General features: G+C 66.3%; 25 protein-coding genes. 9 read left to right on the forward strand and 16 right to left on the reverse strand.

All coding sequences use genetic code 11. The annotated features are described in order from the left end of the window. Position 1: 1 nt before the first annotated feature. From H3H37_RS12870 to H3H37_RS12885, 4 genes are all read right to left on the reverse strand, one after another. The gene (locus tag H3H37_RS12870) at positions 2–1,171 is read right to left on the reverse strand and encodes an ABC transporter substrate-binding protein (protein WP_182163016.1); all 1,170 of its coding nucleotides are present in this window, start codon (positions 1,169–1,171) and stop codon (positions 2–4) included. A 4-nt stretch (positions 1,172–1,175) separates the two neighbouring features. Then, a complete protein-coding gene (locus H3H37_RS12875; protein ID WP_182163018.1) occupies positions 1,176–2,759 on the reverse strand; it encodes a class I adenylate-forming enzyme family protein in 1,584 nt (527 codons plus the stop codon). Then, on the reverse strand, positions 2,752–3,915 hold the full coding sequence (locus H3H37_RS12880) for an acyl-CoA dehydrogenase family protein (RefSeq protein WP_182163019.1): 1,164 nt from the start codon (positions 3,913–3,915) through the stop codon (positions 2,752–2,754). Before H3H37_RS12880 ends, H3H37_RS12875 begins: the two co-directional genes overlap by 8 nt. Positions 3,916–4,203: 288 nt before the next feature. Beyond that, the gene (locus H3H37_RS12885) at positions 4,204–4,557 is read right to left on the reverse strand and encodes a flagellar basal body protein (protein WP_182163021.1); all 354 of its coding nucleotides are present in this window, start codon (positions 4,555–4,557) and stop codon (positions 4,204–4,206) included. Positions 4,558–4,740: 183 nt separating this feature from the next. On the opposite strand from H3H37_RS12885, the gene H3H37_RS12890 reads away from it, so the two are divergent. The 3 genes from H3H37_RS12890 to H3H37_RS12900 all read left to right on the forward strand — a co-directional run bounded on the left by H3H37_RS12890 (position 4,741) and on the right by H3H37_RS12900 (position 7,349). Continuing rightward, positions 4,741–5,634 (forward strand): substrate-binding periplasmic protein, encoded by an 894-nt coding sequence (locus H3H37_RS12890; protein ID WP_182163023.1) that lies wholly within the window; start codon positions 4,741–4,743, stop codon positions 5,632–5,634. A gap of 60 nt (positions 5,635–5,694) precedes the next feature. Continuing rightward, the gene (locus H3H37_RS12895) at positions 5,695–6,450 is read left to right on the forward strand and encodes an SOS response-associated peptidase (protein WP_182163025.1); all 756 of its coding nucleotides are present in this window, start codon (positions 5,695–5,697) and stop codon (positions 6,448–6,450) included. Between the two features lie 215 nt (positions 6,451–6,665). Then, positions 6,666–7,349 (forward strand): phasin family protein, encoded by a 684-nt coding sequence (locus H3H37_RS12900; protein WP_182163027.1) that lies wholly within the window; start codon positions 6,666–6,668, stop codon positions 7,347–7,349. A gap of 90 nt (positions 7,350–7,439) precedes the next feature. Here H3H37_RS12900 and H3H37_RS12905 read toward each other — a convergent pair whose 3' ends face one another. Further along, complete coding sequence (locus H3H37_RS12905; RefSeq protein ID WP_182163029.1) at positions 7,440–8,324, reverse strand: alpha/beta fold hydrolase; 885 nt, start codon at positions 8,322–8,324, stop codon at positions 7,440–7,442. A 216-nt stretch (positions 8,325–8,540) separates the two neighbouring features. Here H3H37_RS12905 and trxC point away from each other — a divergent pair, with 216 nt between their 5' ends. Beyond that, complete coding sequence (gene trxC / locus H3H37_RS12910; RefSeq protein WP_182163031.1) at positions 8,541–8,993, forward strand: thioredoxin TrxC; 453 nt, start codon at positions 8,541–8,543, stop codon at positions 8,991–8,993. 57 nt (positions 8,994–9,050) lie between these two features. On the opposite strand, the gene H3H37_RS12915 is transcribed toward trxC, so the two are convergent. Together H3H37_RS12915 and H3H37_RS12920 are read right to left on the reverse strand one after the other, a co-directional pair. Beyond that, a complete protein-coding gene (locus H3H37_RS12915; protein WP_182163167.1) occupies positions 9,051–9,851 on the reverse strand; it encodes a biotin-independent malonate decarboxylase subunit gamma in 801 nt (266 codons plus the stop codon). Beyond that, on the reverse strand, positions 9,851–10,747 hold the full coding sequence (locus tag H3H37_RS12920; protein ID WP_182163033.1) for a biotin-independent malonate decarboxylase subunit beta: 897 nt from the start codon (positions 10,745–10,747) through the stop codon (positions 9,851–9,853). The genes H3H37_RS12915 and H3H37_RS12920 overlap by 1 nt, the downstream gene beginning before the upstream one ends. A gap of 243 nt (positions 10,748–10,990) precedes the next feature. Between H3H37_RS12920 and H3H37_RS12925 the strand changes: the two genes are divergently transcribed. Further along, positions 10,991–11,572 carry an SRPBCC family protein gene (locus H3H37_RS12925; RefSeq protein WP_229218804.1) on the forward strand — a complete coding sequence of 194 codons (582 nt, stop codon included), beginning with the start codon at positions 10,991–10,993 and terminating at the stop codon, positions 11,570–11,572. 81 nt (positions 11,573–11,653) lie between these two features. Here the strand turns inward: H3H37_RS12925 and H3H37_RS12930 are convergent, their stop codons facing one another. After that, entirely contained in the window at positions 11,654–12,103 is a 450-nt protein-coding gene (locus H3H37_RS12930; RefSeq protein ID WP_182163035.1) for an RrF2 family transcriptional regulator, read from the reverse strand. A 241-nt stretch (positions 12,104–12,344) separates the two neighbouring features. Here H3H37_RS12930 and H3H37_RS12935 point away from each other — a divergent pair, with 241 nt between their 5' ends. Next, positions 12,345–12,596, forward strand: coding sequence for a hypothetical protein (locus H3H37_RS12935; RefSeq protein WP_182163037.1), 252 nt, complete (start codon positions 12,345–12,347; stop codon positions 12,594–12,596). A 6-nt stretch (positions 12,597–12,602) separates the two neighbouring features. On the opposite strand, the gene H3H37_RS12940 is transcribed toward H3H37_RS12935, so the two are convergent. Next, on the reverse strand, positions 12,603–13,781 hold the full coding sequence (locus H3H37_RS12940) for a multidrug effflux MFS transporter (RefSeq protein WP_182163039.1): 1,179 nt from the start codon (positions 13,779–13,781) through the stop codon (positions 12,603–12,605). Positions 13,782–13,993: 212 nt separating this feature from the next. Between H3H37_RS12940 and H3H37_RS12945 the strand changes: the two genes are divergently transcribed. Then, a complete protein-coding gene (locus H3H37_RS12945) occupies positions 13,994–14,560 on the forward strand; it encodes a YceI family protein (RefSeq protein ID WP_182163041.1) in 567 nt (188 codons plus the stop codon). Positions 14,561–14,616: 56 nt separating this feature from the next. Here H3H37_RS12945 and H3H37_RS12950 read toward each other — a convergent pair whose 3' ends face one another. After that, a complete protein-coding gene (locus H3H37_RS12950) occupies positions 14,617–15,201 on the reverse strand; it encodes a chromate transporter (RefSeq protein WP_182163043.1) in 585 nt (194 codons plus the stop codon). After that, entirely contained in the window at positions 15,198–15,773 is a 576-nt protein-coding gene (locus tag H3H37_RS12955; protein WP_182163045.1) for a chromate transporter, read from the reverse strand. Before H3H37_RS12955 ends, H3H37_RS12950 begins: the two co-directional genes overlap by 4 nt. 294 nt (positions 15,774–16,067) lie before the next feature. Here H3H37_RS12955 and H3H37_RS12960 point away from each other — a divergent pair, with 294 nt between their 5' ends. Continuing rightward, positions 16,068–16,256, forward strand: a complete 189-nt coding sequence (locus H3H37_RS12960; RefSeq protein WP_182163047.1) for a hypothetical protein — start codon at positions 16,068–16,070, stop codon at positions 16,254–16,256. A 455-nt stretch (positions 16,257–16,711) separates the two neighbouring features. On the opposite strand, the gene H3H37_RS12965 is transcribed toward H3H37_RS12960, so the two are convergent. From H3H37_RS12965 to H3H37_RS12980, 4 genes are all read right to left on the reverse strand, one after another. Then, positions 16,712–17,587 carry a PAS domain-containing protein gene (locus tag H3H37_RS12965; protein ID WP_229218805.1) on the reverse strand — a complete coding sequence of 292 codons (876 nt, stop codon included), beginning with the start codon at positions 17,585–17,587 and terminating at the stop codon, positions 16,712–16,714. A gap of 404 nt (positions 17,588–17,991) precedes the next feature. After that, entirely contained in the window at positions 17,992–18,615 is a 624-nt protein-coding gene (locus tag H3H37_RS12970) for a phosphohydrolase (protein ID WP_182163049.1), read from the reverse strand. Positions 18,616–18,728: 113 nt separating this feature from the next. Continuing rightward, positions 18,729–19,388, reverse strand: a complete 660-nt coding sequence (locus H3H37_RS12975; RefSeq protein ID WP_182163051.1) for a class I SAM-dependent methyltransferase — start codon at positions 19,386–19,388, stop codon at positions 18,729–18,731. A gap of 45 nt (positions 19,389–19,433) precedes the next feature. After that, the gene (locus tag H3H37_RS12980; protein WP_182163053.1) at positions 19,434–19,982 is read right to left on the reverse strand and encodes a DUF1444 domain-containing protein; all 549 of its coding nucleotides are present in this window, start codon (positions 19,980–19,982) and stop codon (positions 19,434–19,436) included. A 187-nt stretch (positions 19,983–20,169) separates the two neighbouring features. Here H3H37_RS12980 and H3H37_RS12985 point away from each other — a divergent pair, with 187 nt between their 5' ends. Continuing rightward, complete coding sequence (locus H3H37_RS12985) at positions 20,170–20,799, forward strand: LysE family translocator (protein ID WP_311197484.1); 630 nt, start codon at positions 20,170–20,172, stop codon at positions 20,797–20,799. A 196-nt stretch (positions 20,800–20,995) separates the two neighbouring features. Here H3H37_RS12985 and H3H37_RS12990 read toward each other — a convergent pair whose 3' ends face one another. Then, positions 20,996–21,727 (reverse strand): YceI family protein, encoded by a 732-nt coding sequence (locus H3H37_RS12990; RefSeq protein WP_182163057.1) that lies wholly within the window; start codon positions 21,725–21,727, stop codon positions 20,996–20,998. Positions 21,728–21,864 lie beyond the last annotated feature (137 nt).

Consider the following 21,864-nt stretch of genomic DNA (forward strand, 5'->3'; position numbering starts at 1 on the left):
CTTACCACGGCAGGCCGGGATAGACCGGCTTGCCCGTGGCATGTTCCTTCGGCCAGACGATGACGATCTTCTTGTCCTGGTGCTGGCCCATGCGGTGCACGAAGTTGGGGTTGTCGCCGTTGGCGTTGAACTGCACGCGGCCGATCAGCGTGTCGCGGTCGGTCTTGCGCAGTTCCTCCGCGATACCGCCTTTCTTGATCGTGCCCTTGTCGGCCGCGCGCGCGATAGCTTCGAACAGCAGCGAGGCCTGCACGTAGCCGAACTGGCCCAGGTAGTCGGGCTCCTTCTTGTACAACTGGCGGTAGCCGTCGGCGAAGGCCTTGCCGTCCGCCGTCTCGAACGTGGCGGGGAAGGGCAGCAGGGCCGTGCCGTAGACATTGGGCATCAGGTCCGGGAATTCGGCCGCCATCTTGGGCGTGGCCAGCGACCACACGCCCACCATGGCCTTGACGCCGGGCTTGAGCACGCGCGCCGCACGCAGGATGCCCACGTAATCGTTCTCGTAGCCCACCATCAGGATCACGTCGGACTTGTCCTGCAGCTTGATCTTGTTGACGATGGGCTTGAAGTCGGTGATGGCCGGATCGAAGGAGTGGCTGTTGACCTTGACGCCGCGCGCGCCCAGCGCCTTGGTGACGGCCGCGCTCAGGTCGGAAGTGGCTTCCTTGGTCGAATAGATGATGGAGACGGACTTGGCGCCCAGGTCGCTCAGCAGGCCTAGCACGGCGCGCTCGTAGCCGGCCGTGTTATTGATGCGGAAAAAATTCTTGCGGCCGCTGTTGACTAGACTGTCGTCCACGCCGCCCGAGGTCATGTAGACCAGATTGAGCTTGTTGGCCGCGTCCGACGCTGGCGCGATATTGTTCGAGCCATAGCCGCCCGTGATGGCCACCACGCCCTGGCTGGCCAGCTTTTCCACCGCCGCGATGGCCTTGGCCGGCGCCGATTCGTCGTCCACCGTGGTCAGCTTGATCTTGTGCTTGCCGTTGGTCTTGTTGAACACTTCGGCCGCCACGGCCACACCCTCCTGCATGCCGTTGCCCACGCGGGCCAGGCTGCCCGTCAGCGGTAGTTCCACGCCGACCAGGAATTCCTCGGCCTGCGCCGCGCCGGTGGCGCAGGCGGTCATCACCAGTGCGGCCAGGGTGGCGCGCTTGATTGTTGTTCGCATTTGTTCACTCTCTCCCGTGCTTGTTATGTTCTGTTTTATGGGGCGCCGCGCCCTGTGCCATCTGGCGCAGCTGGTTCTTCAGGATTTTGCCGCTGGCCGCCGCCGGCAGCGCCGCCATGGCGATGATTTCGGCCGGGCGCTTGTACGGCGCCAGCGCGCCGGCCAGATGGTGGTGCAGTTCGTCCAGCGCTACGTCGCGGCGCGGGTCCAGTTCCACATAGGCTACCACTTCCTCGTTGCCGTCGGCCGCGTTGCGTCCCACCACGGCCGATTGGGTCACGCCGGGATGGGCGTTGAGCACCGTCTCCACTTCCAGCGGATAGACGTTGAAGCCGGAACGGATGATCAATTCCTTGGTGCGGCCGGCGATGAACAGCGCGCCATCGGCCTCGCGGCGGGCGATGTCGCCCGTATTGAGCCAGCCGCCGTCGCGCATGGCGGCCGCGCTCAGGCCCGGCTCGCGGTAGTAGCCGAGCATCACGTTGGGGCCGCGTACCCAGAGTTCGCCCGGTGTGCCGGTCGCCACGTCCGCGCCGTCGGCATCGACGATGCGCGCCTCCACGCCGGGGATCACCATGCCGACCGAAGTGTCGGTGCGCGGCTGGTCCAGGCGGGTCTGGCTGACGGTGGGCGACGATTCCGTCAGGCCGTAGCCGTTGTGCAGGGGCAGGCCGAACAACTGCTCCACGTCCGCCTTCAGGCTTGGCGTGAGCGGCGAGCCGCCGGCGTAGATGAAGCGCAGTTGCGTCGCCAGCCGCTGGCCCGGCGTGGCCAGGGTTTCGAGCAGGCGCGCGTACATGCCGGGCACGCCCTGCAGGATGGTGAGGCGGTCGCGTTCGAGCGCCTGCAGCAGCAGCGCGGGCTGGAAGCGTGGGCACAGGTACAGGCAGGCGCCCGCGTGCAGGGTGCCCAGCATGACCGACGCGAGGCCGTACACATGCGAGATGGGCAGCACGCCCCAGGCCCGGTCGCCCGGCTGCAGGCCGCGCAGCCGGCTAGAGACGGCGGCGATGAACAGCAGGCTGCGGTGGCTCAGCATCACGCCCTTGGGCTGGCCCGTGGTGCCCGTGGTGTAGAGGAGGGCGGCCGCTTGGGCGGCGCCGTCGGCCTGCACCGGTTCGGGCAGGCAGCGGGCATTGAGCTCGCCGATCATCCACTGCCCGAACGCGGTGTCGGCCACGCGCGCGCGGTGGCGCCGGCCGTGGGCCGCCGCTTCCGGCGAACAGGATGCCGTGTAGAACACGCGGCGTGCGCCGCTGTGGTCGCGGATCAGGTCTACTTCGCGCGCCGACAGTCGGCCGTTCACATGCACCACCCAGGCATCGACGGCCGCGCAGGCGAAGGTCAGCACCACCTGCGCCACGCAGTTTTCCGCCACCACCATCACGCGGTCGCCGCCGCGCACCTTCAGCTTGCGCAGCAGGGCGGCCGTGTCGTCCACCGCGCGCGCCAGTTCGGCGTAGCTCCAGTGGCGCTGGCCATCGTGCAGCGCCGGATCGTGCGGCGCGCGCGCGGCGCCGGCGCGCACGATGTCGGACAGGCGTGCGGGCAGGGCGTCCAGCAGGGACGTGGTGTCGGTATCACGCATGGGCGGCCTTGATCATGTTGCGGGCGATGACCAGCTGCTGCACCTGCGAGGTGCCTTCGAAAATGCGGAACAGGCGCACGTCGCGGTAGAAGCGTTCGGCTGCGTAGTCGGCCATGTAGCCGGCGCCGCCCAGGATCTGCACCGCGCGGTCGGCCACGCGGCCGCACATCTCCGAGGCGAACAGCTTGCAGCAGGCGGCCTCGGTGGCGATGTTGTGGCCATCGTCGCGGCGCCGGGCCGCGTCCAGCACCATGCTGCGGGCGGCGTAGATCTCCGTCTGGCTGTCGGCCAGCATGGCTTGCACCAGCTGGAATTCGGCGATGGGCTGGCCGAACTGGCGGCGCTCGATGGCGTAGCGCAGCGCGTCGTCGAGCATTCGTTCGGCCGCGCCCACGCATACGGCGGCGATGTGCAGGCGGCCCTTGTCGAGCACCTTCATGGCGGTCTTGAAGCCGGTCCCTTCGCGGCCGATCAGGTTGGCGGCCGGCACCCGGCAGTTCTGGAAGATGACGTCGCAGGTGTGGGCGCCGCGCTGGCCCATCTTGCGGTCGATGGGGCCGAGCGCGAGGCCGGGCGTGCCGCGCTCGACCAGGAAGGCCGACACGCCGGCCGCGCCGGGCGTGGCCGGGTCGGTGCGGGCCATCACGGTGAACAGGCCGGCCTCGGGCGCGTTGGTGATGTAGCGCTTGGTGCCGTTGATCAGATAATGGTCGCCATCGGCGTCGTGGCCGCGCACGGCGCTGGTGCGCAGCGCGGCGGCGTCGGAGCCGGCTTCCGGTTCGGTCAGGGCGAACGAGCCTATCAGTTCGCCGCTGGCCATGCGCGGCAGGTAGCGCTGGCGCTGTTCGTCGCTGCCATCGAGCACGATGCCCATGGCGCCGATGCCGTTGTTGGTGCCGATCAGCGAACGGAAGGCGGGCGAGGCGTGCGCCAGCGCGAACGCCACCTGCACTTCCTCCTCCATGGTCAGGGCCAGGCCGCCGTACTGCTCCGGCAACGACAGACCGAACAGGCCCAGTTCCCGCATCTGCGCCACGATGGCCGGCGGGATCTGGTCGGTGTCGGCCACTTCCCGTTCATGGGGCAGCAGCACGTCGCGCACGAAGCGGCGCACACTGTCGAGCAGCAGCTGTAGCGTTTCCTGGTCGCGTATCAAGGGCGTCCTTTCATTGGCGTGGCCCGTGGCTGGATGGCCGTGTTGGCGGTGTCACCGGCATGGCTGCCATGCGCGCGCGGGTGCCGGGCGCGTGCTGGCCCTGGTCGTGGTGGAGGTGGGAGTGCCCGGCCGGGCGCATGGCTACGCCGTGCGGCGCCGGGCCTGGGAACGGCGGCTGCGCCACGCCAGTCCGGCGCAGTGTGCCCCTGCGGGGGCGCCGCTGTCAATGTTTTTTATGAAAGCTTGCCGTGCGCGAAAGGCGCTGCCGGCGGGTGCCGGGGGCCCGATTCAGGCCTTGATATTGATGAGCGAGCCCAGCGTCTGGTCGGTGGTTTTGATGACTTTGGCCGACAGGTCGAACTGGGCCTTGTAGACCAGCGCGTTGGTGGCTTCCTTGGCCAGATCAGTGCCGCTGTCGCCTTTCAGGGCGCCCGAGGTGGCCGCCGGCGTGGCAGCAGCCTGCGCCCGCGCCTGTTGCGATAACGTCACGCCGCTGCCGGCCGGACTGGCTTCCTGGAATTGCGCCTGGCGCGGCTGGAAGCCCTGGGTGCTGGCGTTGGCGACGTTGTGTGCGGTGGTGTCCAGCGCGCGCTGGCTAGCGTTCAGACCGGACAGGCCGGCGCTGAGGGCGGCGATACTCATGTTATTTCCCTTCGGCAAGAAACCATAGTGTACACCGCAATCTCAAGCTGCGCGCATTTTTTGCTGAAAGTTTGAGCAGATCGCGCTCCTGGCTTGCTTGACACTGGCAGGCCGGTGGGCGACCATAAGTCATGCCGGAGCGCATGATGCGCGGTCCGGCCAACCTGTCCGCGGGGGCCTGTCATGGCTGCGCTGCCTTCCCTTGTGTCGTCGAAGCGCGCCTTGCGCCGCTGGCTGGGCGCGTGGGCGTTGTGGGCTTGCGGCTGCGCCTGGGGCGCCACCACGGTCATTTTTCCCCGCGTCGAAACGCTGGACGAGCCCGAAGGCGATTACGCCGTGGCCCTGCTGCGGCTGGCCCTGGAGAAGGCGGGCGGCCAGTATCAGGTGTCCCTGAGTCCATTGCCCATGCAACAGAACCGCGCCATGCTGGAACTGGAGCAGGGCAGTGGCCGCGTCGATATCCTTGCGACCGTCACGTCGGCCGAGCGCGAGCAGCGCCTGCTGCCGGTGCGCATCCCGCTCACCAAGGGGCTGGTCGGCTGGCGCATCGGCCTGTTGCGCACTGGCGAGCAGGAGCGGCTGCGCAAGGTGCGCGACCTGGCCGGATTGCGTGCGTTCAGCGCGGCCCAGGGCGCCGACTGGCCCGACACGGCGATCCTGCGCAACAGCGGCCTGACCGTGGTCACGGCCGCGAGCTACCGCGAACTGTTCAACATGCTAGGCGTGGGGCAGGTGGACTGGATGCCCCGCTCCGTCAACGAAGTATGGGCCGACGCCGCGCGCCACCCGGGTCTGGCGGTGGAGCCGGCGCTGGCGCTGCACTACCCGGCGGCCGATTATTTTTTTGTCCGGCGCGGTAACACCGGCCTGGCCGAGGCCGTGCGGCAAGGGGTGGAGGCGGCACTGGCAGACGGTTCCTTCGACCGCCTGTTCTACCAGCATTACGGGGCGCTGATCCGGCGTGCCGCGCTGGCGGGCCGGCGCGTGATCGAGCTGCCCAATCCGCTGCTGCCGCCCGAGACGCCGCTGGGCCGGCGCGAGCTGTGGTTCGTGCCGGACGACGCGCCGAACCGCTGAGTACACCAGCGCCCGTTCGGCGCTAGAATAGTTGCGTCATCGACTATACGGCGGCCCACCATGTGCGGACGATTCGATCAGAACGATATTGCGCGGCGTTATGTGGCCGCCTTTGGCTGGGCTGACGCGGCTTACCGGGGCCAGGCCGACCCGACCGTCAACGCCACGCCCGGCACGGCGCGGCTGCTGTTCCACCAGCACGGCGGCGCGCCCGTGGCCGAGGATGTGTACTGGGGCTACCGCCCGTCCTGGGCGGTGGGCAAGCTGCCCGTCGCCTACCAGGCGCGGCTGGAGAAAGTCCACGGCAATTACTGGCGCCGGCTGCTGCAGTCGGGGCGCGCCGTGGTGCCAGCCCACGGCTGGTATGAATGGACGGGCGAGAAGGGCAAGCGCCAGGCCTGGCACATCCACCGCAAGGACCGTGCGCCGCTGTACATGCTGGCGCTGGCCTGCTTCGCGCCTGCGCGCGAGCATCCGGCCGAGGGCGGCTTTGTGCTGCTGACCACGGATTCGCAAGGCGGCATGGTCGACGTGCACGACCGCAGCCCGCTGGTGCTGGAGGCGGCCGACGCGGCCAGCTGGCTGGACCCGGACCTGTCGCCCGAGCAGGCCGTCGGGCTGGCCCGCGCGCTGGCGTTGGGCCCCGATTGCTTCGCGTGGGAACCGGCGACGCTGGCGCCGGCAAGGCCATCGGCGCACGCCAGGGCCGCGATCGAACCAGCCCTCGCGACAGTGCCGGCGGTGCCGTCGGCGTCACCAGCAGCGGTGCCGGACGCGGCGCCAGACGGTGCGCTGCAATTGTGCTTGCCACTGTGAATCCTGTGCCGGGCGGGCGCCCATGGGCGGCGTCCAAAGGCCCGCACGTTTGATCCAGATCATGCTTCGATGGTGCTGCTAACGTAGCCTTGTGACTCGCGCTCCAAACGCGAACTGCAAGTCTGTTCGACCGCGCGTTCGACTGCGATTACCCCGCCGCAACGGGGCATTCCGCCATTCCAACCCACGCAGCACTGACACCATTCGAGGCATTCATGTATCCATTTCAGCAAACCGTCACCCCCGCCGCCAAAACGCACCTGGAGGCACAACTGTCGTACTTCAACGACTTTTCCAAATCCCTGTTCCGCACCATGCAGCAATACAGCGACCTGAACCTGCAACTGGCCCAGACCATGCTTGAGGAAGGCAGCGTCGCAGGCCAGCAGATGTTGACGGCCAATCGTCCAGCCGAAGTGCTGGCCGCCGCGGCCGCCCACGCCCAGCCGGCCGCCGAGAAGCTGCGCGCCTACCAGCAGCATGTGTCGCGCATCGCCGCCGACACCCACGTGGACCTGGCCAAGGTGGCCGAGGAACACGTGGCGGAAACCAGCCGCACGGCCAAGGCCCTGGCCGACGAGGTGGCCCGGGTGGCCACCGAGGAAACGGAGAAGACCATGCGCAACCAGCAGGACGCGATGCGCAAGTTCACCGATCCGTTCGAACGGCTGGCCGACCAGGGCATGCGCCAGGCTGCGCGCGGCAATGAAATGCGCGGCTCGTCCACGCTGCAGAGCGCCCATGGCGATGGCATGGAAGGGCGCGAGTCGCAAGCGGGCATGCAGGGCGGCGGCACGACGGGCGCCGGCATGCATCAGGGCGGCACGTCCACGCCTGGCATGCATCAGGGCGCACCGTCCACCACCGCCGGCAAACCGGGCGCACGCAAGGAAACCTAAGTTCCCGGCCCTTTGGTCAGGCCCGTGGCCCGGATGGCACGGGCCTGGCCTGGCTGTGCGCGGCAGCACGCGGCCGCCCCATGAGGCGGCTCAGGGCGTCTCGCGCAGCCAGTCCATGATGTGGCGTGCCACTGTCTCCGGTTGTTCGCGCTGGGGGAAGTGACCGGCGCCGGCCAGCACGATGCGCTGGTACGGTGCGGAAAACAGGTGTTCCTTGTGCGCCGAGGTGGCGATGCCGTTGGCGCCATCCTGTTCGCCATGGAGCAGCAGCGTGGGCACGGTGATGACGCTGCTGTTGCGCAGCGCCGCTTCCTGTGGCGCGTAGTAGGGATCGCCGGCCGCGAAGCCCCAGCGGTGACGGTAGGAATGCACGGTCACGGCGGGCCAGTCCGGGTTGTCGAATGAGTGCGCCGTGCTGCGGAATTCGGCCTGGGTGAATTGCCAGTCCGGCGCCCACGTCTGCCACAGCAGGCAGGCCAGTTCGCGCCGCTCCTTGCGCACGGCGTCCGCGCCCCGTTCCGTGGCCATGTACCAGTGATACCAGTAGTTGCGCGCCTGCTCCAGGCTCAGCGCCTGGCTGGCGTCGTTGGTGCCCCAGCCCACGGACAGCGCGATGCAGCGCTTCACCCGTTGCGGCGCCAGCAGGGCCGCGTTGTAGGCGGCGCGCGCGCCCCAGTCGTGGCCGATGATGGTGAACGGCGGCAGGCGCAGGGCGTCGGCCAGGTCCAATGCATCCTGGGCCAGCGCGCTGAGCTGACCGCTGCGGGGCGTGTGCGGATCGAGGAAGCGGGTCTCGCCGGTGCCGCGCAGGAAGGGCACCACGATGCGATAGCCGACGCTGGCCAGCGCAGGAATCAACGGGTCCCAGGTGTGGATATCGTCGGGCCAGCCGTGCAGCAGCATCAGGGGCTCGCCGTCCGGCATGCCATGCTCGCGGTAGCCGATCCGCAGTCGTTCCGTGTTGATGAATTCCATCGCGTTCTCCGCTCAAGGGGACAGGCCGTGGCTGCTGGATGCCGGGCACGGGCCGCTTATTCATTGCCGCCTCATCGCCGCCTATTGCTGCCCCATTGCCGCCATATCATAGCGATCATACCGATACTTGCGTTTGCTTCATAGCCGCTGGCGGCGGCGCACGCCGATTTCTGCTACGCTTGCAGCTATTCCCTGTCAATTCACAAGGCACTTGCCATGACTGCTGAATCGAGCCCATCCCTGCACATCGTTTGTCCGCATTGCGACGCCGTCAACCGCGTGCCGGCCGCGCGCCTGCGCCAGCAGCCCGTGTGCGGCAAGTGTCAGGCGGCCCTGTTCAGCGGCCAGCCGCTGGAGCTCCCAGCGGCCCGTTTCCTCAAGCATATCGAGCGCAGCGACATACCCGTGCTGGTCGATTTCTGGGCGCCGTGGTGCGGGCCGTGCCGGTCCATGGCGCCGCACTTCGCGCAGGCGACGCAGCGGCTGGAACCGGCTTTTCGCGTCGTCAAGCTCAACACGGAGGAGGCGCAGGAACTGGCGGCGCGCTATGCGATCCGCAGCATCCCCACGCTGGCGCTGTTTCAACAAGGGCGGGAGGTGGCGCGCCAGCCCGGCGCAATGGACGCGGCCAACATCGTGAGCTGGGCGACCCAGCATCAACGCCGCTAACACGAGCGCGGCCACGGGGACCGCCGACGCCGCGATCGAGGGCGGGTCAGTAAATGTTCAGGCCGGTCCGGTGCAATCGTCGCCCACCACAGCCGCCATGACCGGATAAGCGTACAGTCTGCCGCCACGCGCCAGGCCGAGCGCGGCGCGCTCATCGGTAGCCGGCGCCGCTGTCGGTGCAGTGGCTAACTTCGTGGCTAACTCCGTGGCGAGTTCCGTCGTCAGTTCATTGGCCAGTTCATTGGCCAGTTCATTGGCCAGTGCCTCCCCCAGCGCCATGGCCGGGTCGCCATGCCAGATTGCCTTCAGGCCACCCATGCGCAGGTAGTTTTCCGGCCCCGGCGCAAATACGGGATTGCTGAGCGCCAGTTCCGCCAACGTCGCTTCCGGCACTTTGGCAATGCGCGCCATGGCGGACAGGCCCATCACGCGGATGGTAGCGTCGGGCAGGGCATAGCAGGCATCGGCCATCAGGCCACTGCTGACAAAACCGCCCGACAGCGCCTGGTCATACACCAGCGCGATGATGCGATGGCCGCGCTGGCGCGCCAGTTCCAGGCATTTTCCCAGATGCGCCATGTAGCGCTGGATGCCCAGCATTTCGTCGCGATGGCGCAGGCGCTGGCCCATGGTGTCCACCAGCAGCACAATGGGGCGGCCCGGCGCCTCGCGTACCGTGCGCAGCACGGCTTGCGCTTGCGCCAGCGCGAGCTCGACCCCGATCGCCGCGTGGTGCGCGGTGCCGACCACGGCCACCGTCCGGCCATCCACTTGCGCCGTACCGCTCAGGAAATCGTCATGTTCCGTGATCGCGTGCCCTTGCGGGAACAGGGTCGCAGCCAGTGCGGTCCACGTCATCATGGCGTTCCCAGCCGGTATGGCACAGTGGCGTCGACGAAGGCGGGCGCGGCCAGCGACGGCAGGTGGTGCGCGTCCGGTATGCCGAGCGCCTGCCAGATGTCGAGCGGGTCGCGCAGTGTGCCAAAGCGTTCGATCCGGCTGGCCAGCAACTGCTGCTCGTGTTCCAGCGCGTCGAGCGTGAGCGCTACGGGCGCGCCGGTGCAGATGGCCAGCGCCTCCAGCGCCGCCAGGCGGAATGCGGCCAGATCGTCGGCCACCAGCACCTGGCAGTCGCCGAGCAGATAGCGGTGTTTGCCGCCCGTGGTGCGCCACACCAGGTCGCGGTCGCGCGGGTCGAATTCCGCGCGTCCGTTGCTGCTGGCGATCACCTCCGGTCCCGACATGGCCAGCCGCGCCTCGGCCGACATCACCACCACGTTGGCGCAGCAGGCGATGATGCCCATGCCGCCGAAGGCGCCGTTGGCGCCACCGACCAGCGCCACCACGGGCACGCCGGCGGCGCGCGCGTCGAGCAGGGCGCGCATCACTTCGGACACGGCGATCAGCCCGGCGTTCGCTTCCTGCAGGCGCACGCCACCCGACTCGATCAGCAGCACCACGGCCGCCACCCGGTCGCGGGCTGCGCGGCGCAGCAGACCGGTCAGCCGGGCGCCATGTACCTCGCCCACGGCGCCGCCCAGGAAGTTTCCATCCTGGGCGGCCGTGTAGACGGTCTCCCCGTTCAGCGTCGCGCGGCCGATGGCCACGCCGTCACCGGCTGCGGCCGGGAGGTTGAAGCGGGCCAGGTGCGGGCTGGTCGTGGGCGTTCCCGGCGTATCGAATGCTTCGAAACTGTCCGGGTCGAACACGCCACGCAGGCGTTCATGCACGGTCGCTGCCAGATAGCTGCTCATGGCGCCGCTTCCGGCAGGACAAGCGCCGCCAGGCGTGGGTGGTTGGCGCGGTGGATGGGGAGCGAAGGCGCGATGGGCGGTCGGTACATGGTGACGATAAACGTGGCAAACAGCGTGGCTATCAGCGTGGCCATAAGCCTGGCGATCAGCGAGGATATAAGCATGGCTATAATACCAGCGACGCTGCCGGTGCTGCCGGCGGCCGTCGCGCACGCCGGCGCCATCCGGTGCAGAGGAGGCAAAATGAGCCGCGTTCCCATGTTCGGTGTGGTCCTGCTGGTCGCGGTGGGCGCCGTGCTGCTGGCGCCGTTGCCGCTGCCGCCTGCCTCCGTGCGCACCAGCGTCGCGATCGCCCGCAGCCCCGGCGCCGTGTTCGACTACGTGACCACGCCGGGCAACTGGCCGCGCTGGCATCCGTCGTCGCTGGCCGTGGCCGGGGCGACCGATCATTCCTTGCGGGTGGGCGAGGTGGTGGATGAGGACTTCATCGTGGCCGGTTACCAGGGGCGGGTGCGCTGGACGGTGGTGCAGCGGCAGGTGCCCGAGCGCTGGGCCATCGCGGGCAAGATCGAGGATGGCGGCAGCGGCAAGGTCAGCTACCGGCTTACGGCGGTCGACGGCGGCACGCTGTTCGAGCGTGAATTCGATTATGCGCGGCCCAACCTGCTGTTCCTGCTGGCCGACCAGTTGCGGGTGCGGCGCCAGGTGACGGCCGAATCGGCCGAAGCGCTGCGGCGCCTGAAGGCGGTGCTGGAAGGATTGGCGCCCGCGCCCCGCATGGCCGGGCCGGACCGGCGGGCTGCCGCCGCTGTCCCAGCCTCGTGAACCGTGCGGCTGCGGGCGGCAGTCGGCGTGCCGGCCTCGTGAAACCGGCGGCGGCGGGCCGCGCCCCACGAGCGTACGCGATCAGGGGCGGCGTTGCAGGATGACGGGAACGCCTTCGGCCGGCGGCGCGGCGCCGGGCAGCATGTCCTGCAAGGTCAGGCGGTCGAGCACATCGAGGTAGGCGCGGGTGGCCTGGCCCAGGGCGGACTTGAGGCGGCAATCGCCGGTCAGCGGGCAGGTGTTGTGGTCCCGGTCGAAACATTCGGCCATGTAGAAATCCGTTTCCGTGTCCCGGATCAGCTGGCCGATGTTGATGTCCTTGGGCTCGCGGCCCAGCCGCAGCCCGCCGTTGCGCCCGCGCACCGTTTCCACCAGGCCGGACTGGCCCAGCTGGTACACCACCTTCATCAGGTGGTTCTTGGAAATCGCATGCACGTCGGCGATGTCCTGGATGGTGACCAGGCGATCCCGATGGGCGCTCAGGTAGAGCAGCGTGCGCAGCGTGTAATCGGTGAAGGAAGTCAGTCGCATCGTTGTTTCCGTGGTGGCAGGGCGGACGAGGTCGGCCCTTGCAAATTGCTATTCTACTTGCTGGCCGGCCCACAAGGGAACTACACCCAGCGCTGCTGTCGCCGCGCATGATGGCGCGCATGATTGCGGGTACGACCGCGCGCATGATTACGTTATGATGGTCGCATCGCCATCCGGCCTGTGCGCGCGCCGGTATGGCAGGCAGCTTGCCACAGATTGAACCGTTATCACAAGCGGAGGAATGATGGACAACAGTGATCAGCGCCGGCAGTTTGTCGGTGAATTGTGGCGCCGCTTCGAGGCGTTGCAGCAATGGGCCATCGACAACTGGCCCGACACCCAGCATCCCTTGTCGAGCGCCGATTTCGTGGAAGCGCGCAAGGAAATCCTGGCCCTGGCCGACGCGCGCCATCCGGTGCCGGGCCGCCATGTGCCGGAGCCATCCGAAGGCGGACCGCAGTACGAGGACGTGACGCCGACGCCGTGGCCCTGAGCGCCGTCAATGTGCAGGCTGGGCCGGCCGGCCCAGCATCCACGCTGCCAGGCTGGCCACCAGTCCGGTCAGCACGCCGCAGGCGAGCTTGAACGCGCTGTCGAACAGCAGCGGCGCCACCAGTCCGGACACCAGGGCGAACAGCAGCATCTGGATGAACGATTGCATGGACGAGGCCAGGCCGCGGTTGTCCGGAAAATGGTTGAGCGCCATCATGGTCAAGGGCGGCATGGCCAGCGCCAGCGCGAACGAATAGACGAACAGCGGCAGCACGGCCCAGGGCACGGCGGCCGCGTAGCAATAGTTGTAGCCCACATTGGCCGCCGCCGACAAGGCCATCAGCCCGTAGCCGAGCCAGACCAGCGTGCGCGGCGCGTAGCGGTGCGCGAATTTGGCGGCCAGCGCCGAACCGACCACCATGCCGCTGATGAGCGGAACGAACAGCCAGGCGAAAGCCGTCTCCGGCAAATGCAGGATGTCGATGACGAAATAGGCGGCCGAGCCGATGTACAGCGCGAAGCCGCCGAAACTGAGGCCGATGGCGACCGATAGCAGCAGGAACTGGCGGTGGCACAGCACTTTCCAGTAGTTGGCCGCGATCGCGCCCAGATGGAAGGGGTGGCGCGACTGTACCGGCAAGCTTTCCGGCAGCGCCCGCTGCACGGCCACGAACATCAGTGCGCCAAAGCCGGCCAGGAACCAGAAGATGGCGCGCCAGCCCAGGCTCACCTGCATCCAGCCGCCCAGCACGGGTGCGATGGCGGGCGCCAGCCCGAACACCATCATCACATGCGACAGGATTTTTTGCGCCTCGGCGCCCTCGAAGCGGTCTTGTACGATGGCCCGGCCCACGACCGAGCCGGCGCCCGCCGCCAGGCCCTGCAATGCACGGCACACCAGCAGCACGCCCAGCGTGGGCGCCAGCGCGCCGCCGATGGAGGCGGCGATATACAGCAGCAGCGAGGCCAGGATCACGGGACGGCGGCCGAACGAGTCCGACAGGGTGCCGTAAAACAGCATCATGGCCGCAAAGCAAAACATGAACAGACTCAGCGTTTGCTGGATGGCAAGCGGCGTCGTGTCGAAATCGCGCGTAATGGCAGGGAAAGACGGAAGATAGGTGTCGATCGCCAGTGGTCCGACCATGGTCAGGCCGGCCAGCAGCAAGGTGAGCAGGATATGCATGGCGTACTTCTTGTTCGTTGGAACGGTATTTTACGCCAGCCCGACCGCGACCGTGCTGCGCAGGCTGTGGCGGCAGGATAATCGATTTTTTCGATACTAACCGGGGATATTTTGAGTTTTACATCGAATCTCCGGCACCGCATAATCTCTGTCACAGATGAGTTGTGCCGCCACGGCCGCTCCCCCATCGCTTGCCCAACCTGGAGTTTTAGATGAAAAAGTTAGTCGCCCTGTTGTTCGCCGCCGGTTTCTCCATGGCCGCCTCGGCCACCCCGGAAACCTTCGTCATGGACGGCACCCACACCTTCTCGCGTTTCGAATACAGCCACTTCGGCTATTCGACGCAGGCTAGCCGTTTTGACAGCACCACGGGCAAGATTGTGCTGGACCGCGCGGCCAAGACGGGTTCGGTGGACGTGACCATCGACGCCAAGTCCGTCAACACCGGCTATCCGACCTTCAACGGCCACCTGCAGGGCGAAGATTTCCTGGATACGGCCAAGTACCCCGTCATCACCTACAAGTCCACCAAGTTCAATTTTGACGGCGACAAGCTGGCTTCCGTCGACGGCAACCTGACCATCAAGGGCGTGACCAAGCCCGTCACGCTGACGGTGACGTCGTTCATGTGCATGCCGCACCCGATGATGAAGAAGGAAGCGTGCGGCGCCAATGCCGTCGCCAAGATCAAGCGTACCGAGTTCAACGCCGGCAAATATGCGCCTTACGTCGGTGATGATGTGACGCTGACGTTTGCCGTCGAAGCCGTCAAGGAATAAGCGGCCAGGACTGCAGGATCGAGGGCGCCCGCGAGGCGCCCTTGTCATTTGTGGCCTTACACCAGCTGGAACCAGCCCAGCACGGCACCCGCCGCAAGCAGCCACAGCAAGTGGATCTTGGTGCGCCAGATCAGTAATCCGGCCACCACAGACAGCAGCCACAGCGACCAGTCCAGTGCGATATCCCCGTGGGCGCTGCCCAGGATGATGCCCACCGACACCATCAACCCCACCACGACCGGCGCCATGCCTTGCTTGAAGGCGCGCACGCCCAGTAATTCGCGGTTCTGGTGGCCCCAGCGCGCCGCCAGGTAGGTGATGGTGGTGCTGGGCACCATGATGCCCGTCATCGTGATCGCCACGCCGGCCAGGGCGGCCAGGTAGCTGCCGGCGTTCATGCCGACATTCCATCCCATCAAGGCCACGAACAGCACGTTCGGCCCCGGCGCCGCCTGGGCGATGGCGATCGAGTCATTGAATTGCGATTGGGTCAGCCAGTGGTGTTCCTCCACCAGGAAGCGGTGCATTTCCGCCGTGGTGGAAATGGCGCCGCCGATCGACATCAGCGACAGCATCAGGTAGTGGCCGAACAGGTTGAGCCAGTCGGCCCAGTCCAGCGTCAGGTGCAGGGGCGCGTTCATGGCCGCAGGTTCCGGTAGGTGAGCCAGCAGCCCAGGCCGCCCAGCAGGGCCAGCGTATAGATCAGCGGCCAGTGCAGCAGCACCACGCATACCACGCCCAGCGCGGCGATAGGCAGCGACCATAGCAGCGGCAGTGGGTGGCGCCGCAGCGCCGACGTCAGTTTCAGGCCGGTAGCGGCGATCAGTCCGGCCGACACGGCGGCCATCCCGCGCAGGGCGCCGGCCACGCCCGGGTGGTTGGCGAAATGGGAGTGGAGCAGGGCCAGCAGCAGGACCAGCAGCAGCGGCACCGTCAGCATCCCGGCCAGCGCCGCCATGGCGCCGGGCAAGCCAAAATAGCGCCCGCCTATCATCATGGACAGGTTGACCACATTGGGGCCGGGCATGATCTGGGCGACGGCCCATTCTTCGATGAATTCTTCCTGGCTCAGCCAGCGCTTGCGTTCGACCAGTTCGCGCTGCACGACGGCCAGCACGCCGCCAAAGCCTTGCAGGGCCAGCACGGTAAACGACACAAACAGATCGGTCAGGGAAGTGGGGCGTGGCCGTTCCGGCACAGGTGGAGCGCTCATGGCGCCATTATGGCATGGCTGTTAGCTTGCCGTGTGGCACAAGCAAAATACGGCAGGCCGCTGGCGCGAAGCGTCCGTTTGATTTAGCACAAAACGGCCCGGCCGGCGCGTGGTGTGGGAAAAACATTTTATTTGATGACGATGGGAAGCTGACATTGACTTTGGCGCGCCATGACCAATACTCGTCTCAGGCAGCCGGCCAGGCGCCCGGCCAGATGAGGAGCTGGCCGCCTTCCAACAAATGCGTAGAGGATTGCGATGAACGTTCTAAGCATGCAACCCACAGAACCACCCATGCCTGCTGACCTGTATCAAGCCAGAACCGACGAGCATTGCCGCGCGGTGGTCGACCGCGGCATCCTGGTGCAAGCCAGTTTCAACACCATGTGCGCGATCGAGTACCTGAAGTCCAACAATATCCAGCCCCACATCATCGAACGGGTGCTATTGCATCCCGAACAGCGCCGAAAATCGCCTCATTGATTTTCTATCCCGCATAAATTCCAGCCCGGCAACCGAACTTTCCGCCGGGCTGGACGCGCTGCTTCCCTTCCCGCATCGCTGGCCGTTGCCAGCCACCGCACACGCTTTCAGTTATACACAAAACGACCCCGAAAGATTTTTTGCGGTAACTTTCATGGTGACAATCGGTGATATTCTAAGTCATTGATTTTATGGATGTAATTTTTTGCCTTCTGGATAGGCAGTTTGTTAAAAGGCCCGTCAGTACAGGCTTTTTGGGTTGTCAAGAGGGGCTTGTCCACAAAGATATCCACAGTCATTGTGGATATCCGAAAAAGTGCTTAACAATCCGCGACTTAGCATGGGGCGCTGTCACAATGCCGGCAAGATGCGGGCAAGTACAGGCAAAATTGAACGAAAATGAAAGCAGTTCACTACTGTATGCCTGAACAGTGTTTGCTGCCCAGGCGGCTTCCTCAGATCAGGCTGGCGACGGCCACGTAGGCTTCCGCCTGGCCTGCGGCGTCGAGGGCCGGCATGATGGTGGTGCGCAGGCGCAATGGCTGGCCTTCGCTGGTGTAGGCCGTCACCACGTCGCTCCAGGCTTCGCCATCCTTGAGCGCTTGCAGCGCGTCGGCCAGCTGGTCCTCGGGGAAGGGGGCGGCATGCAGGATGCGCGGCGACTGGCCCAGCAATTGTTCCGGCGCGAAGTGCAGCACGGCGCACAGTTTGTCGTTGACGTCGGCGATCTTGCCGGCCGCGTTGACGGTCATGATCAGCGCATGCTGGTCCACGGCGGCCAGCAGGCGGCGCGCCTGGCTCAGTTCCGACTGCAGCGCGCGGTTGCGTTGTTCGGCCGCTTCCAGCCCCGCGTAGGCGCGCAGTGACGAGATCACGGTGGTAAACAGTTTGCGCGTGGTGAGGTCGGTCTTGCACCAGAAATCGTTGATGTCGTAATCGAGGATGATGCTGTGTTCGAGTGCCTGGCCCGGCTGGCCCGTGCGCAGCACGATGCGCACCAGGTGGTTGCCCAGCGCGTCGCGGATCTGGCGCGCCACGCGCAGGCCGGCGTCGCTCGTTTCCATGATGACGTCGAGCAGCACCAGCGCCACGTCCGGATTGGCGCGCAGGGTGCTCAGTGCTTCCTCGCCGCTGTAGGCATGCAGGAAGCTGATCCGCCGGCCCATGAAGCAGGCGTTGCTGAGCGAAAATTTGGTGACCACATGCACATCGACGTCGTCGTCCACGATCAGTACGCGCCACGGCGACGGCGCCTGGGTGGCGGCCGGTTTGGCCGGCGCCACCTCATCCTCGATCATCCAGTTCGTCGAGTCGTCGTTATTCACGTCCATGCAATTTCTCACGGCAAGTCTAGGAGGGGCGCGTAGTGTACTGCAACGCCTGTGCATTGCGGCAGTTAGAGTGACACTATTCCTGCCCCGGCGTTTTGTCAAAGGATTCCCGGCCACGGCGCGAAAGTTTTCCGAGCGGCATTAAAAATATTTTCGAGGGGCTTGAAAACTGCCCGTGAGCCTCAATTTAACAATGCATAAGCATTTGATTTTATTGGTTATTTTTTCTGCCTGCGGAATGGGCATTTTATTGAAACCCGCGCCAATACTGGCCTTGCGGGCTGTCAAGTGGCGGTTACCCACAACGTTATCCACAGTTGATGTGGATATCTGCGAAAAACGCTTGGTAAACACCCGCTTAGCCGCCAAAGTTGAGAATTCAGGTGCGTCCTGTGGTATTCCCGTCACCCGCAAGCGGCCAGCAGTCGTTGCAGTTCTTCCAGGAAACGCTGCTGGGCCAGCAGCGGTGGCCAGGGTTCCCAGGCCACGCCGCCATACCGGGCCAGCAGGGGATCGTCCGCCAGCGGCCGCTCGGTGATCCTGAGCGTGCGCCGGACTTCCTCCTCCGACCAGCCCACCACATGCACGGCCTCGCTGGCCGCCGCTACCCGGTCGGCCCGTTTGTGCGCGATGAATTCCTGGGCCGACCACCTTTGCAGCCCATAGCGCTGGAATACGGCATCCTGCAGCCGCTGGCTCAGTTGCTGGAAGCGCTCGCCCAGGAAGGGTTTGAGCGGGCTCAGGCAATCGAAACCGATCAAGCCTTCGTCGCCGTCGTGGATCAGTTCGCGCAGTTCGATTTCCGGCGCCAGCGGCGTGGGCGACATGGCCCGCCGCAGCAGCATTACCGTGATCGAGTGCTGGGCCACCGACAGCGGCAGATCCCAGCGCGAATGGCCGCCCCAGCGATAGGTGCGGGCCAGGCCCAGCGCGAGGTCGGTATCGTCCCAGTCCAGGGGCGTGGGGTCCAGCAAATCAAGGCGCTTGCCCGATGGCATGCGTACCCAGGCGCGGTTTTCGCGGCCCATCTGTCCATCCTTTTTCATTCCGCGTCGCGGCACGCCACCATCGTACACCGGGGCCGGGCAGGGCGTGGAATGGGCGTCGCGGCGTTTGTTGCTTTTCGGCAGTATCGGTCCCGTCAGCGCTTGCGGGCCAGCGTCAGGCCGTCGCTCAGCGGCAGCAGGGACAGGTCGATGCGCTCGTCCGCGTGCAGTTTGACGTTGAGCGCCTGTAAGGAAGCGGTGTCGGGCGTGGTGGCGGGCGCGGCGACCTGGCCGCTCCACAGCGTGTTGTCGATCGCGATCAGGCCGCCGCTGCGCGCCAGGCGCAGGCAACGCTCATAATAGCCGTCGTAGCTGACCTTATCGGCGTCGATGAAGGCAAAATCGTATAGTCCCGTTTCGCCGGCGGCGAGCCGCTGGTCGAGCGTGGCCAGCGCCGGGCCCAGGCACAGTTCGATCTTGTGCGCCACGCCGGCCTGTTCCCAGTAGGGCTGGCCGATGCGCGGATATTCCCCGTTCACGTCGCAGGCCAGTACATGGCCGTCATCAGGCAGGGCCAGCGCCACCGACAGCGCGCTGTAACCCGTGAAAACGCCAATTTCCAGGGTGCGCCGGGCGCCCATCAGCTTGATGAGCAGGGCCATGAATTGCCCTTGCTCGGGCGAAATCTGCATCCCGGCCAGCGGGTGGCTGGCGGTGGCTTGCCGCAATGCGCTCTGGGCCGGATGCTCGCGGATGGAGTGGTCGAGCACGTATTGGTACAGCGTGTCGTCAAGCTTTAGCGTACGGTTGGACATACGGGTTCTCCTTGGGATCGACAGCGGTGGGCAGGGCGGGGGCCGTCAGTTGTTGTACGCACTCCAGCCCTGATCCTGGCGGATGAAGACGGATGTGGACAGTTCGTGGTGGCGGTCGGCCAGCGGGGTGCGGGCCCGGGCCGCGATCAGCTCGAATGCGCGCGGTTGCGCCGATCCGATGGTGAAGATCAGGTCGCGCGACGGAATGGCCGCCAGCGGCTGGCCGGGCAGGTGGGGCGCCAGGCGCGGCCACAGGTCGTCCAGCAACAGCAAGGTGGCCTCGAAGGTGCCGCCGGCGGAGATGCCGATCACGCCGTCGCCGCAATCGTGCAGCTGGATACGCTCCAGGCAGCGCGGCAGGTTGCGCACGGCGAGCTGGTGCAGCGCCTCCAGGTCCATGCCCATGGCGTCGAACATCTTGTTGGTGATGTATTCGAGGCGGTTGGGACGGTCGATCGCATACATGACCACCACGTCGGCCGCCAGCGGCCGCACCACGGGCGTGTCGGCCGGCGCCAGGTCGGCCAGGGTGGCGGTTCCATCGGGTTTGGCCAGCTGCTTGAGCATGGGAACAATAAACGGGGTGTCGCTCATGGCTATCCTTGCGCGCGTCGGGCGCGGTGGCGCGGTGTTTGTAGTTTGGCAAGCATACGGTGTCCCATTCTAAACGAGCCATTGTCGATTCGACCAGCGCTCGTATGCTGCGGTGTGCGGTTTTTTTGGACGGGAATTGATGGCCGGAAGGTATCATGGCGCTTTTCATCTTTTTGCCGAGGTGCGCGTGTTGATAGCTCCAGAACAATTCTTTGCCTTTCTCGCGGCCGCGCTGCTGATCACCGTGTCGCCGGGGCCCGATAACTTGATGGTGCTCGGTGTGGGCATGTCGCGCGGACGCCGCCAGGGCATGGCGTTTGGCCTGGGCTGCGCCCTGGGCTGCCTGAGCCACACGGTGCTGGCCGCGCTGGGCGTGAGCGCGCTGATCAAGGCGTCGCCGCTGGCGTTTGGCGGGCTCAAGCTGGCCGGTGGCCTGTATCTGGTGTGGCTGGGCATAGGCGCCTTGCGCAGCCGCGGCGGCGCCCGGGTGGATGGCAGCGCCTTGCCCGATGAATCGCTGGGCAAGCTGTTCGCCAAGGGTTTGTTTGCCAACAGCATCAATCCCAAGGTGGTGCTGTTCTTCCTGTCGTTCCTGCCGCAATTCGTCGTGGCCGAGCGGGGCGGGGCCAGCTGGCAGACGGCGCAATTGGGGCTGATTTTTACGGCCCAGGCCTGTCTGCTGTTTGGTCTGTTGGGCTATTTTTCGGGCGCCGTCGGTGCGTGGCTCAATCGCCGGCCGCGCGCCGGGTTGTGGCTGGACCGGGTGGCCGGCACCATTTTCGTCGGCCTCGGCGTACGCCTGATCGTGGCGCGCTGAGCGCACGGGGGACTTGTCGTAAAAACCACGTGATGTCATCAAGACGTCATGCTGCACTGCCACAATGGCCTTGCTCTTTCAAGTCTCTCCCGATTTGAAAACTTTCGCCCGCCCCCTTTGGATGAAGGGAGCGGGCTTTTTTTTTGCCAGTGGGGACGTGACACCATGGCGGCCATCGCAGCCATTGCGCACACACTCAGCGGGCGCGCAAGTCGAAGCGCAGTTCCAGTTCGTCCTGCACGGCCATGGCGCCGCCCATCACGGAGAATGGAACCAGGCCGAAATCAGTTTGCTTGAGTTTGAGTTTGCCGCGCACGCGCAGACCGTCGGCGTCCGTTTCGCGCTGTGCCTGCACCGGCAGTGCGCGCGTGACGCCATGCAGGGTGATGTTGACTTGTAGCTGATCATTGTCGCCGTGCGCCGCGTGCACATGTACCAATGGGAAATGCTCGGCGTCCAGCACGCGGGCCAGCATGTTGTGGCGGGTGCCGGCGATGGCGTCGGCCGTCGGCTGCGGCGCCAGGCCCGCTTGTGTGCGCAAGTCGGCTTCATCCACCGTCATCTGGTCGAGCCGGAACTGGAAGTCGGCGCCGTTGTGGCCGGGGGCCACGTAGCCGTCGAACTGGCGGATGGCCACCACGTGGTCGTGGCCGAAGCGGGCCAGCGGCCCCCCGCGCCGCACCAGCACGGTGATCAGCGAGTGCTGCGCGTCGATGCGCAGCACGGTCTGGCCGGCCGCCTGCCATTGCAAGTAGGGCGCGCGCCAGTCCGCTGCCGGTGCGGCTACGGTCGGGGCGGTGCTGGCCGGGCGCGTTGCTTGCAAGCCGGCCGGCGCGCAGGCGGCCAGCAGGCTGGCCAGCGCGCAGGCCAGCAGCGGGGCGGTCAGCCGCGCCGGACGGCAACGAAGTAATGTTGTTGTGAATGTCATCAATTGGATATCCGCCCGTCATTCCGCCGTCATAATGGTGCTATATGATGCCTTCCGCTGGCCCCAGCGTGCTTGAGCTGGTCACCGTGTCCGAGCCGGCACGGGATTTCACAGAGCACGACTCAGCAGGTTAGCCG

Source organism: Rugamonas brunnea (assembly GCF_014042345.1).
GTDB lineage: Bacteria > Pseudomonadota > Gammaproteobacteria > Burkholderiales > Burkholderiaceae_D > Rugamonas > Rugamonas brunnea.